This window comes from Pseudomonas sp. URMO17WK12:I11, from assembly GCF_007677725.1.
GTDB lineage: Bacteria > Pseudomonadota > Gammaproteobacteria > Pseudomonadales > Pseudomonadaceae > Aquipseudomonas.
The window spans coordinates 1-12862 of record NZ_VEDF01000018.1 but is presented as its reverse complement, the minus strand read 5'-3'; the positions used below and the strand labels follow the sequence as shown (position 1 = coordinate 12862).

Here is a 12862-nt window from a genome sequence, read left to right as displayed (position 1 = left end):
CGGACTCAGCAGGATTCGAACCTGCGACCGCTCGGTTCGTAGCCGAGTACTCTATCCAGCTGAGCTATGAGTCCGTGTCTTGCCGCGCATGATAGTTCGCTGAAACATTTTTGCAAGAACTTTTCGTTTAACTTCAACGACTTAGCAATCTTGCTGTTTACAGCGCCCTACGCAAATAATGGCGGTGAAGGGGGGATTCGAACCCCCGATACCCTTATGAGGTATACTCCCTTAGCAGGGGAGCGCCTTCGGCCACTCGGCCACCTCACCGCAACACGAGGCGAATATTAAACACCCTCTTCCTCGTTTGCAACCCTTTTTTTGAAAAAAACTTCAAAAGAATTAAAGGCTTGGCTCTTCGTCCTTCTCTTTCTTGATCCGCAGGTAGATTTCTTCACGGTGCACGGCCACTTCTTTGGGCGCGCTGACACCGATCCGTACCTGGTTGCCTTTGACGCCGAGCACCGTCACGGTGATCTCGCCGTCTCCAATGATCAGGCTCTCGGCGCACCGACGAGTCAGAATCAACATAGCTTTCTCCTTACGCAAAACAGTCAGGGATACAGTCTTCGAATGGCTTGGCTCGGCCGTGGACGACGGCACTGAGCCAGGGTGGCCATCGCACAGGCAGGACAAGGCCCGTGTGACGACCAGAAACGCGAAGGGCGCGGCAAGCCGCGCCCTTCAGGCTAGGCCTTACTCACCCTGTCGGGCGGGAGCGTCGAGCTCGAACGCGGTGTGCAGCGCGCGTACGGCCAGTTCCAGATACTTCTCTTCGATCACCACCGAAACCTTGATCTCGGAGGTGGAGATCATCTGGATATTGATGCTCTCCTTGGCCAAGGACTCGAACATGCGGCTGGCAACGCCTGCGTGCGAGCGCATACCGACGCCGACGATCGACACCTTGGCGATCTTGGTGTCACCGATGACCTCACGCGCGCCGATTTCCCGAGCGGTGTTTTCCAGCACGCTGTAGGCCTTCTCGTACTCGTTGCGGTGTACGGTGAAGGTGAAGTCGGTGGTGTTATCGTGGGATACATTCTGCACGATCATGTCCACTTCGATGTTCGAAGCGCTGATCGGGCCGAGGATCTTGAAGGCCACGCCGGGGGTATCCGGCACGCCACGGATGGTCAGCTTGGCCTCATCACGGTTGAAGGCGATACCGGAAATGATCGGCTGTTCCATGGATTCCTCTTCATCGATGGTAATGAGGGTACCCGGACCCTCCTTGAAGCTGTGCAGCACGCGCAGCGGAACGTTGTACTTGCCGGCGAACTCCACCGAGCGGATCTGCAGCACCTTGGAGCCGAGGCTGGCCATTTCCAGCATCTCTTCGAAGGTGATCTTCTCCAGACGCTGCGCCTGCGGCACGACGCGCGGATCGGTGGTGTAGACGCCGTCGACGTCGGTGTAGATCTGGCACTCGTCGGCCTTGAGCGCAGCCGCCAGGGCCACGCCAGTGGTGTCCGAGCCGCCACGGCCGAGGGTGGTGATGCTGCCGTGCTCGTCCACACCCTGGAAGCCGGCGACCACGACCACGCGACCGGCCTTGAGGTCGGCGCGGATCTTCTGGTCGTCGATCTGCAGGATGCGCGCCTTGTTGTGCGCGCTGTCGGTGAGGATGCGCACCTGGTTGCCGGTGTACGACACCGCTGGCACGCCACGCTTGATCAAGGCCATGGCCAACAGGGCAATGGTGACCTGTTCACCGGTGGAGACGATCACGTCCAGTTCCCGTGGAACCGGCTGATCGGTGATCTGCTTGGCCAGGTCGATCAGGCGATTGGTCTCACCGCTCATGGCCGACAGCACGACCACCAGGTCATCGCCAGCCTCACGGTGCTTCTTGACCTTTTCGGCAACCTGCTCGATCCGCTCGATGGAACCGACAGAGGTGCCGCCAAATTTCTGTACGATCAACGCCATTTCAATGGTGCCTCAGCCCTTACAGGGCCCCAAAAAAACCATCCAACATGAGGGGGCGCATGGCCCCCTCATCTCAAAGTCCCTGCTCTGCGAACGGGACGGCCAGGGCCAGGGCCTGATCCAGGGCGGCGGCGTCGACGCCACCGCCCTGAGCCATGTCCGGACGACCGCCGCCCTTGCCACCCACGATTGCGGCGGCTTGTTTCATCAGGTCACCAGCCTTGAGTTGGCTGGAGAGGTCCTTGGTCACGCCTGCCACCAGCACGACCTTGCCCTCATGCTCGCTGCCCAGCAGGATCACTGCGTGGCCGAGCTTGTTCTTCAGTTGATCGACCAGGGCCAGCAGCGCCTTGCCATCCTGCCCATCCAGGCGAGCGGCAAGCACCTTGGCCCCCTTGACCTCCACGGCCGCATTGGAGAGATCGTCCCCGGCGGCGCTGGCGGCCTTGGCCTGCAGCTGTTCAAGCTGCTTTTCCAGCTGACGGTTGCGCTCGAGCACAGCCGACAGCTTGTCGATCAGGTTGTCACGGTTGCCCTTGACCAGCTGCGCCGCTTCCTTGACCTGCTCTTCGGCAGCGTTCAGATAAGCCAGGGCAGCGGCGCCGGTGACCGCTTCGATACGGCGCACGCCAGAGGCCACGCCACCTTCACTGATGATCTTGAATACACTGATGTCGCCGGTGCGCTTGGCATGGATGCCGCCGCACAGCTCGACGGAAAAATCACCGCCCATGGTCAGCACGCGCACGGTGTCGCCGTACTTCTCGCCGAACAGCGCCATGGCGCCCTTGGCCTTGGCGGTTTCGATGTCGGTCAGCTCGGTCTGCACCGGCGTATTGCGGCGCACCTCGCGGTTGACGATCTCTTCCAGGGCCTTGATCTGTGCAGGCGATACCGCCTCGAAATGGCTGAAGTCGAAACGCAGGCGCTGGCTGTCGACCAGCGAGCCCTTCTGCTGCACGTGCTCGCCCAGTACCTGGCGCAGCGCTTCGTGCAGCAGGTGGGTAGCCGAGTGGTTCAAGGCGGTGGCGTGCTGCACCTGGGCGTCGACCTTGGCCTCGACCGGCGCGCCGATCAGCAGTGCGCCGCTGGCGACCACGCCGTGGTGCAGGAAGGCACCGCCAGTCTTGGTGGTGTCGCGCACGTCGAAACGCGCAGCGCCAGCCTGCAGGAACCCGCTATCGCCGACCTGGCCACCGGATTCGGCATAGAACGGTGTGCGGTCAAGCACCACGACACCTTGCTCGCCTTCACCGAGCTGGTCGACCGACTGGCCGTCCTTGTACAGGGCGATGATCTTGCCCTGCCCTTCGGTGGCGTCGTAACCCAGGAATTCGGTAGCGCTGTCGACCTTGACCAGGCTGTTGTAGTCCATGCCGAAGGCGCTGGCCGAGCGGGCCCGCTCACGCTGGGCTTCCATCTCGCGCTCGAAGCCCGCCTCGTCGATGCTCAGCTCGCGTTCACGGGCGATGTCGGCGGTCAGGTCCATCGGGAAGCCGTAGGTGTCGTACAGCTTGAACACCACATCACCCGGAACCACGTTGCCCTGCAACTGGGCCAGGTCCTGCTCGAGGATGCGCAGGCCCTGTTCGAGGGTCTTGGCGAACTGTTCTTCCTCTGCCTTGAGCACGCGCTCGATGTGCGCCTGCTGGTTTTTCAGCTCCGGGAAGGCCTCGCCCATCTCGGCGGCCAGGGCGGCAACGATCTGATAGAAGAAGCTGCCCTTGGCACCGAGCTTGTTGCCATGGCGGCAGGCGCGGCGAATGATGCGACGCAGCACGTAGCCGCGGCCTTCATTGGAGGGCAGCACGCCGTCGGCGATCAGGAAGCCACAGGAACGAATGTGGTCGGCGACCACTTTCAGCGAGGCCTGGCCGTCGTTGCTGCAGCCGATGGCCTTGGCCGCGGCGCCCAGCAGGTTCTGGAACAGGTCGATCTCGTAGTTCGAGTGCACGTGCTGCATGACCGCACTGATGCGCTCCAGGCCCATGCCGGTATCCACCGACGGCGCTGGCAGCGGGTGCAGCACGCCATCGGCGGTGCGGTTGAACTGCATGAAGACGTTGTTCCAGATCTCGATGTAACGGTCGCCGTCTTCTTCCGGCGAGCCGGGTGGGCCGCCCCATATGTCGGCACCGTGATCGTAGAAGATCTCGGTGCAAGGGCCGCACGGGCCGGTGTCGCCCATGGTCCAGAAGTTGTCGGAGGCGTACGGTGCGCCTTTGTTGTCGCCGATACGCACCATGCGCTCGGCCGGCACACCGACTTCCTTGGTCCAGATGTCGTAGGCTTCGTCGTCGCTGGCGTAGACCGTGACCCAGAGCTTTTCCTTGGGCAGGTTCAGCCACTTGTCAGAGGTCAGGAAGGTCCAGGCGAAGGTGATCGCATCGCGCTTGAAGTAATCGCCGAAGCTGAAGTTGCCCAGCATCTCGAAGAAGGTATGGTGGCGCGCGGTGTAGCCGACGTTTTCCAGGTCGTTGTGCTTGCCGCCTGCGCGCACGCACTTCTGGCTGCTGACGGCGCGGGTATAGGCGCGCTTCTCGGCACCCAGGAAGCAGTCCTTGAACTGGTTCATGCCGGCGTTGGTGAACAGCAGGGTCGGGTCGTTGTTCGGGATTAGCGAACTGGAGGCGACTCGGGTATGGCCCTGCTCTTCGAAGAAGCGAAGGAAGGCTTCACGGATTTCTGCGCTTTTCATAGGTTCTTCCACGGAAACGGCGGCCCTGTTGGGCAAACACGTCGACGAAACGACGGCAAAGGGCCGCATTATATCGGTCCTGCAAACTCGGTGCAGTGTGTTTATGCGATAGAAAACGTCGAACGCACGGCTTTTGCGACGTGTGCAAGCGAAATTGACATGAGCCGATGCTAAATGCAGCGTTTCGCCACTGGCAAGCCAATTACCGCCCAAGGGAAGGGAAAAGGGAACAGGCGGTGAATTAAAAGGTTTTCATCGAAGCCGCGAATCGCCGTGGGCGCCCGGAGCCAGGCCGGGCGCCACGGCGTTCAGCCCAATTGCTGGCCTGAATCGGGAACCACCAGGATGCCAGCCCGCAGGCCGTTGCGAACCTTTGGATTGGGGAAAATGATGCGCGCACCCTCCTCCTCGACCACCCAGCGCATCTGCGCCAGGTCTTCGGCCAGCAGATAGCCCTTGCTCAACTCCGAGAAGTTCTCGATGTCGGCCGGCAAGTGCAGGTGGAAGCTGTCGCTGTGCTTGATGATTTCACGGGCGACGCTGAACAGCTGCAGGCCGTCCAGTGAGGCTTCGACTTCAGGCTCGCTGGCCTCGATGATCTGGATCAGCCGCGCTTCGAGCTTGTCCAGATTGACCTGCTCGTTCTGGCCAAACGGTCGCGCCTTGCCCAGCTCCAGGGTGAAGGCCTCGGCCTCGAGCTGTTCGTAGGTGAAGGCGCTGAAGGTGATCGACGACTTGCTTTGCAGCAGCACCGCCTCCATCCCGGCTGCCGCCAGGCGGGCCAGTTCGCGGCGCGAGTGCTTGCGCCCTTCCTTGAACGGGTACAGGGCGAACTGCTCGATCTTCGAGCCGCGGATGGCGGTGTGCAAGTCGTAATGCAGGCGGGTGCGCTCAGGCTTGCTGAAAAACACCCGGGCGAACTGCTCCAGTTCGGCCGCGCGCAGCGCTTCGAAGCCACTGGACAGCGCGTGACGGCCGTTGAACAGGCGGTTGATATCTTGCTCGACGAAACGCTCGCCACGCCGAATCGCCGCAGGGTTACCAAACAGGAACAGCACCCGAGCACGGGGTCTGATCGTGCCATCGGCCACGCCATGCAGCAGCCTTTCCAACAGCTCGATCGGCGCCGTTTCGTTGCCGTGGATGCCCGCCGACAACAACAGGTCGAGCCCACAGTCCTCGGTGTCGGGCGGGCGCACTTCCAGCGCGCCCTCCCCCAGCCAGCGCAGGCGCACGCCCTTGGTGGTCACTTGGGTCTTCTCGGCCGGCTCGTGGTCGGTCAGGGTCAGCTCGAGCAATTTGCCAAGGGCGAGCATAGACGCTTCCTTAGTGGTGGTGGCCGCAATCAGGGCCGTGGACGTGGTCGTCGTCTTCGTCGACTTCGGCCGGTTCCATCTCCAGCTGCAGGCTGACCAGGTTGGTGGCCATCGGACGCAGCAGTAGGTTGGCGTACTCGGCATCGCCTTCTTCCACGTCGACACCGATCAGCAACTGGCCGCGACCATCCTGCTGAATCCATACTTCCTTGCCTTGCCACAGCACGGCGAAGCGTGTGCAGGAGGTTTCCAGCTGGGTGCCGTCGTGGTCTTCGAGGATCAGGCGCAGGGCGTCGGTCATTGTAAATACTCTCTTCAAGGTTGGCGTTGGAACGGGTACACCGAGCCCAACTGCAGAATCTGGGTCAATTCATCCAGCGCGATACGGCATTCGAGCAACAGCTGTGGGTCGGCAAGGTCCGCCTCGACCAGGCGATCGCGGTAATGCTTGTCGACCCATTGCAGCAAGGTGGCGTACAACGGGGCGCTCATGATAACCCCTGGATTGACCGCCGCCAGCTCGGATTCCTGCAAGGCCACGCGCAAGCGCAGGCACGCCGGGCCGCCGCCGTTCTGCATGCTCTGCTTGAGGTCGAACACCTTGACCTCCTTGACCGGGCCGCCCTGGGCGGTGAGTTGGCCAAGGTAGGCCCACACGCGCTCATTGTTACGGCACTCCTCCGGCACCACCAACAGCATCGAGCCATCGTCTCGGCTGAGCAGCTGGCTGTTGAACAGGTAGGAGCGTACCGCGTCCTCTACCGTCACGGCCGCGCGTGGCACAGCGATGGCCTGAAAATGACCGCCCTTGCTGGCCAGTTTAGCCTGCAGTTGGCCGAGCACCGCGTCGCTGTCGAGAAAGGCGTCCTGGTGATGGAACAACACTTCAGCATTGCCGACGGCGATCACATCGTTGTGAAACACGCCCTGATCGATCACAGCGGGATTCTGTTGAGCGTAGACCACCGCGTCGTCGCTCAGGCCATGCAGCCGCGCAACGGCCTGGGACGCTTCCAGGGTCTGGCGCGCCGGGTACTTCTGCGGCGCAGGGTAGCGGCTGTCGAAGGCGCTGCGGCCATAGACGAAGAACTCCACGCCAGGCTCACCGTAATCGCGGCAAAAACGCGTGTGATTGGCCGCGCCTTCGTCGCCGAACTGCGCCACCGCCGGCAATGCCGGATGGTGGGCGAAGTGCCGCTCGTTGGCGAACATCGCCGCCAGCACGCGGCTGGTGGTGGGATGCTCGATACTGCGGTGAAACTTGCAGTTGAGGTTGGCGGCGGTGAAATGCACCCGGCCATCGGCAGTGTCGGCGCTGGGGCTGACAGTCGCGGCGTTGGCCACCCACATGCTCGAAGCCGAGCAACTGGCGACCAGCAGCGGCATGGCCTGGCTGGCCGCCTGCTGGATCACCTGGGCATCGCTGCCGGTGAAGCCCAGCTGGCGCAAAGCGGCGACATCCGGGCGTTCCTGGGGCGCCAGCAACCCTTGCTTGAAGCCCAGGTCGGCCAGCGCTTTCATTTTCGCCAGGCCCTGGCGCGCAGCTTCGCGCGGATTGGAACCTTGCTGGCTGTTGCTCTGCGAAGCCACGTTGCCGTAGGACAAGCCGCCGTAATTGTGGGTCGGCCCCACCAGACCATCAAAATTCACTTCATAGGATTTCATCGGCAAGGCTCCGTGACCTGTTGTTATAGGGTGACGCCCGGCGTCAGGGTCGCCGGCAGGGCAAGGCTGGCGCTTTCCAGCGAAGCCACGGGGTAGGCACAGTAGTCGGCAGCGTAATAGGCGCTGGCGCGATGATTGCCACTGGCGCCGACACCACCGAACGGCGCGCTGCTGGCGGCGCCGGTCAGCTGCTTGTTCCAATTGACGATGCCGGCGCGGCTGCGCAGCCAGAACTCCTCGTAACGCGCCTGCGAGTCGGACAACAACCCTGCAGCCAAGCCGTACTGGGTAGCGTTGGCCTCCTCGACCGCCGCGTCGAAGTCGCGGTAGCGCAGCACTTGCAGCAGCGGACCGAACAGCTCTTCGTCCGCCCGCTCGGCCACCGCCGTGACGTCGAGGATGCCGGGGGTGAGCAGCGCGGCAGCGGCCTGGGGCTGGGTCATCGGCAACAGCGCCACGGCGCCCTTGCCCAGCAGGTCACGCTGGGCAGCCAGCAACGCCTGCGCCGCCTGCAGCGAAATGACCGAGCCCATGAACGGTGCTGGTTGCTGGTCGAAGGCGCCGACACTGATGCCTTTGCAGACCTCGACCAATCGCGCCAGCAGGGCGTCGCCCCAGGCGCCCTCGGGCACCAACAGGCGCCGTGCGCAGGTACACCGCTGGCCGGCCGAGATGAATGCCGACTGGATGATGGTGTACACCGCAGCGTCGAGGTCCTTGACCTGCTCCACCACCAAAGGGTTGTTGCCGCCCATCTCCAAGGCCAGGATCTTGTCGGGGCGGCCGGCGAACTGCTGATGCAGCAGGTTGCCAGTACGGCTGGAACCGGTGAAGAACAACCCGTCGATGCCCGCATGGGCAGCCAGCGCCATGCCGGTCTCGCGCGCCCCTTGCAGCAGGTTCAGCACACCCGCCGGCAAGCCTGCGGCTACCCAGCAATTGACCGTCAGCTCGGCGACCTTGGGCGTCAGCTCGCTCGGCTTGAACACCACACAGTTGCCCGCCAACAGCGCCGGCACGATGTGACCATTGGGCAGGTGCCCAGGAAAGTTGTAAGGGCCGAACACCGCTACTACGCCATGTGGTTTGTGCCGCAGCACAGCCGTGGCGTCGGCCAGCGGGCCGCTCTTCTCGCCGGTACGCTCGCGATAGCTCTGTACGGAAATGGCCACCTTGTTGACCATGCTGGTCACCTCGGTGGCCGACTCCCACAAGGGCTTGCCGGTTTCTTCGCCAATGCAGTGCGCCAGCGCCTGGGCATGCTGCTTGAGCTGCTCGGCGAAGCGCTCGAGCAGATCGATGCGCGCTTGCAGGCTCAACTGCGCCCAGGCTGGAAACGCCTGGCGCGCGGCCTTGACCGCCGCATCGACCTGACCGGCATCGGCGCCCTGGCCTTGCCAGATCACGGCCTGGGTCACCGGGTTGAGCGATTGCACGGTTTCGCCCTGGCCACTCAGCCAGTGACCGCCGATGTAATGGGTGGTCATTTACTGGCCCTCCCGGCTGGCCGACAGCGGTACGGCGCGAACATTGTCACCCGCACCCATGCGCAGGCGCTTGGCGGTCAGCGGATCGACCACCAAGGTGCCGGCGGCCAGGCGCGCAGGCGCTGCAGTGATACGGCAGTCGTCGCGCTTGCGGTTGTGAATGATGTAAGGCGTCGCATCTTCACCAGGCGTGCCGATGGCCAGGACCAGGTTCTGACTGTCGCGCACGGCACGAATCTTCGCCGTTTCACATTCCACTGCCGGGCCTGCATCGAAGATGTCGACATAGCCCTGGTAGCTGAAGCCTTCCTGCTTGAGCATCGCCAGTGCAGGTTCGGTGTCCTTGTGCACGCGGCCAATGACGCTGCGCGCAGCCTCGGAGAGGAAACAGGTGTAGAGCGGAAACTTGGGCATCAATTCGGCGATGAATGACTTGTTGCCGACCCCGGTCAGGTAGTCGGCCTGGCTGAACTCCATCTTGAAGAAGTGTCGGCCCAGGCTTTCCCAGAATGGCGAGCGCCCGTGCTCATCGGACATGCCGCGCATCTCGGCGATGATCTTGTTGCCGAACAGCTCCGGGAATTCGGCGATGAACAGCATCCGCGCGCAGGACAACAGGCGCCCGGTGCGCCCGGAGCGGTAGTCGCTGCGCAGGAACAGCGAGCACAGCTCGGAGTTGCCGGTCAGGTCGTTGGCCAGGAACAGTGTGGGAATCTCGCGGTAGATGTTCAGCTCCTGCGAGGCGCTGACGGTCAGGCCGACGCGGTAGTTGTACCAGGGCTCGCGCAGGCCGACGGCGCCGGCAATGGCACTGATGCCAACCACCAGGCCTTCGTCGTTCTCGAGCACGAACAGGTAGTCGGTGTCGCCACGCTCGGCTTCGCCGCGAAAGCTCTTCTCGGCCCAGCCGACCCGATGACCCAGGCGCTCCTCATTGGCCGGGAGCGTGGTCAGCCCGGTGGTGCCGGTGCTGCGAGCCAATTCGATCAGCGCGGGTAAATCGCTGCTGCGTACAGGACGAACGATCATGCTATCTCCTTGTGCGCCGGCCTGTGCCAACGCAGAACTCACTCTTGCGATCGCAGCGGCTCAGGCCGCGACCAGACGCACGCTGGCGCCCTCGCCCACACCCAGCGTTTCGGCCGCCTGGCGGCTCAGCCCAAGCGGCTTGCCTGGCACCCAATCCAGCTCGAGCAGCACCGCCCGGTAGTCCTGCAACTGGCTGTTGCACACCAGGTACGGGCGCCCGCCCTTGACCGGCGTGTCATCCAGCTTGACCGGCACCGTACGGCTCTGGGCGATCGAGCGAATCCCCGAGGTGCGCGCATGCAGGGTCGGGCCGCCGTCGAAGATGTCGATGTAGTGCTCGGTCTCGAACCCCTCTCGCATGAGGATATCGAAGGTGATCTGCGCCCGCGGGTGCACCTGGCCCATGGCTTCCTGGGCAGCGTCGGGCAGCAACGGCACATAGATCGGATAGTTGGGCATCAGCTCGGCGAGGAAGGTGCGGCTCTTGAGCCCGCACAGGCGCTCGGCATGGGCGTAGTTGAGGTCGAAGAAGTTGCGGCCGATGGCGTCCCAGAACGGCGACTCGCCCTGCTCGTCGCTGTAGCCGACGATCTCGGTGACCACCGAATCGGCGAAGCGCTCGGGGTGCGAGGCCATGAACAGCAAACGCCCGCGGGAATTGAGCTCGGCCCAACCGCTGTTGACCAGCTCTGGCAGCACATAGAAGCTGGTCAACAGGCTGTTGCCAGTCAGGTCATGGCACAACGACAAGACGTGGATCTTGTTGTGGATCTTCAGTTCGCGCGAGGCGTGCACGAAGGTCTCGTTGCGAAAGCTGTAGAACGGCTCGGAGTAGCCGGCAGAAGCGACGATCGCCGAGCAGCCGGCCAGTTTGCCGGTGTCGCTGTCTTCGAGCACGAAGAAATAGCTTTCCTCGCCGTTGAAGCTGACCTCGGCAGCGAATGAGGTTTCCGAGGCGGCGATCTTGTCGCCCAGGCGGGCCGCGTCGTCCGGCAGCGAGGTGACACCAACGGGGCTGTCGGCAGCCATGCGCTGCACTTCGTTCAGATCAGCCATTTGCGCAGGGCGCATCACCAGCATGGTGTCACTCCTTTGGAAGACGCGCCGTTCGCGACGGCACGGAAAAACCACCGGTGCAGCAGCACCGGCATTGGATTCGGAATTCACCGGCCCAGGCGGGCCAGTGAATCAAACGCAAGCCGATCAGCCTTGCGTCAGCTGCGCCACGGCGCGTTCGAAGCGGTCCAGGCCTTCGTCGATATCGGCATCCTCGACCACCAGGCTCGGGGCGAAGCGCACCACGTCGGGGCCGGCCTGCAAAACCATCACGCCTTGCTTTTCGGCGGCATTGAGCACGTCCTTGGCCTTGCCCTGCCAGGCTTCGCTGAGCACGCAGCCGATCAGCAAACCGACGCCACGCACTTGGCTGAACAGGCCGTACTGCTGACCGATGGCTTGCAGGCGCGCCTTGAAGCGCTCGTGTTTGGCCTTGATGCCGGCCAGCGTCTGCGGCGTATTGATCACATCCAGCACTGCACAGGCCACCGCGCAGCCCAATGGGTTGCCGCCATAGGTGGTGCCGTGGGTGCCGACGGCCAGGTGCTTGGCCAGTGCTTCGGTGGTGAGCATGGCGCCGATCGGGAAGCCGCCGCCCAGGCTCTTGGCGCTGGTCAGGATGTCCGGGGTGACGCCGTAGTGCTGGTAAGCGTACAGCGAGCCGGTACGGCCGACACCGGTTTGCACTTCGTCGAAGATCAGCAGGGCGTTGTGCGCGTCGCACAGCTGGCGCGCGCCTTCCAGGTAGGCCTTGTCGGCAGGCACGACACCGCTCTCACCCTGGATCGGCTCGATCACTACGGCGCAGGTCTTGTCGGAAATCTGCGCCTTGAGCGCTTCCAGGTCGTTGTACGGCACGTGGCTGATGCCGGTGATCTTGGGGCCAAAGCCATCGGAGTACTTGGGCTGGCCGCCAACGCTGACGGTGAACAGGGTACGGCCATGGAAGCTGTTCACCGTCGCGATGATCTCGTGCTTTTCAGGGCCGAAACGGTCATGAGCGACGCGGCGCGCCAGCTTGAAGGCGGCTTCGTTGGACTCGGCGCCGGAGTTGCAGAAGAACGCACGGTCGGCAAAGGTGGCCTCGACCAGCTTGTGGGCCAGGCGCAGGGCCGGCTCGTTGGTGAAGACGTTGGATACATGCCAGAGGGTATTGGCCTGCTCGGTCAAGGCCTTGACCAGCGCAGGGTGGCAGTGGCCCAGGGCATTGACCGCAATGCCGCCGGCAAAGTCGATGAGCTCGCGACCGGACTGATCCCACACGCGGGAGCCCTCGCCTCGCACCGGGATGAAAGCCGCCGGGGAATAGTTGGGGACCATCACCTGGTCGAAATCGGCACGTTGCACCGGGGCTTGCTCAACGGACATCTGAGTCTCCTGAAGCGAAACGCTGGCCTGGTACTGGCGAGCGATGGGGGGATTGTAAGGACTGATCCGCGCCTGTCCTTGCGGCCAAGCGACAACTTGTTACAGCGCAAAACCCTGTTTCAGCCAGGCTTTCGGCAATGCGACAAACACTGTCGCAATCGCGCAGTGTACGGGAGAGAGGGGGCTGGGTGAACGGGTGTGCACAGGCAATTCGAGGCGGAGCAAAGGGTGCATGCCGTTGTTGCTGTGTTGTGGCGAAAATCGAGCGCCGCCCGCGCGGCGCATCGCGAGCTAGCGCTCGCTCCTACGTT

At 63.3% G+C, this 12862-nt stretch carries 10 protein-coding genes and 2 tRNA genes; all 12 read right to left on the bottom strand.

Translation table 11 applies throughout. From position 1 onward, the window contains the following. Nucleotides 1-74, bottom strand: a tRNA-Arg gene (locus tag FS665_RS22605). Nucleotides 75-179: 105 nt separating this feature from the next. Beyond that, nucleotides 180-270 (bottom strand) — tRNA-Ser (locus tag FS665_RS22600). Between the two features lie 72 nt (nt 271-342). Further along, nucleotides 343-531 carry a carbon storage regulator CsrA gene (gene csrA / locus FS665_RS22595; RefSeq protein WP_003254503.1) on the bottom strand — a complete coding sequence of 63 codons (189 nt, stop codon included), beginning with the start codon at nt 529-531 and terminating at the stop codon, nt 343-345. 165 nt (nt 532-696) lie between these two features. After that, entirely contained in the window at nt 697-1932 is a 1236-nt protein-coding gene (locus FS665_RS22590; protein WP_145193507.1) for an aspartate kinase, read from the bottom strand. A 73-nt stretch (nt 1933-2005) separates the two neighbouring features. After that, complete coding sequence (alaS, locus tag FS665_RS22585; protein ID WP_145193505.1) at nt 2006-4630, bottom strand: alanine--tRNA ligase; 2625 nt, start codon at nt 4628-4630, stop codon at nt 2006-2008. 308 nt (nt 4631-4938) lie between these two features. After that, the gene (astE, locus tag FS665_RS22580) at nt 4939-5946 is read right to left on the bottom strand and encodes a succinylglutamate desuccinylase (protein WP_145193503.1); all 1008 of its coding nucleotides are present in this window, start codon (nt 5944-5946) and stop codon (nt 4939-4941) included. A gap of 10 nt (nt 5947-5956) precedes the next feature. After that, a complete protein-coding gene (locus FS665_RS22575) occupies nt 5957-6247 on the bottom strand; it encodes a topoisomerase II (RefSeq protein ID WP_145193501.1) in 291 nt (96 codons plus the stop codon). A 14-nt stretch (nt 6248-6261) separates the two neighbouring features. Beyond that, a complete protein-coding gene (gene astB / locus FS665_RS22570; RefSeq protein WP_145193499.1) occupies nt 6262-7611 on the bottom strand; it encodes an N-succinylarginine dihydrolase in 1350 nt (449 codons plus the stop codon). A 23-nt stretch (nt 7612-7634) separates the two neighbouring features. Continuing rightward, complete coding sequence (astD, locus tag FS665_RS22565; protein ID WP_145193497.1) at nt 7635-9098, bottom strand: succinylglutamate-semialdehyde dehydrogenase; 1464 nt, start codon at nt 9096-9098, stop codon at nt 7635-7637. Next, nucleotides 9099-10127, bottom strand: coding sequence for an arginine N-succinyltransferase (gene astA / locus FS665_RS22560; protein WP_145193495.1), 1029 nt, complete (start codon nt 10125-10127; stop codon nt 9099-9101). It lies immediately after the preceding gene. A 60-nt stretch (nt 10128-10187) separates the two neighbouring features. Then, a complete protein-coding gene (gene aruF, locus FS665_RS22555) occupies nt 10188-11207 on the bottom strand; it encodes an arginine/ornithine succinyltransferase subunit alpha (RefSeq protein WP_145193494.1) in 1020 nt (339 codons plus the stop codon). A 123-nt stretch (nt 11208-11330) separates the two neighbouring features. Further along, complete coding sequence (locus FS665_RS22550; protein ID WP_145193492.1) at nt 11331-12551, bottom strand: aspartate aminotransferase family protein; 1221 nt, start codon at nt 12549-12551, stop codon at nt 11331-11333. Between the last annotated feature and the right edge of the window lie 311 nt (nt 12552-12862).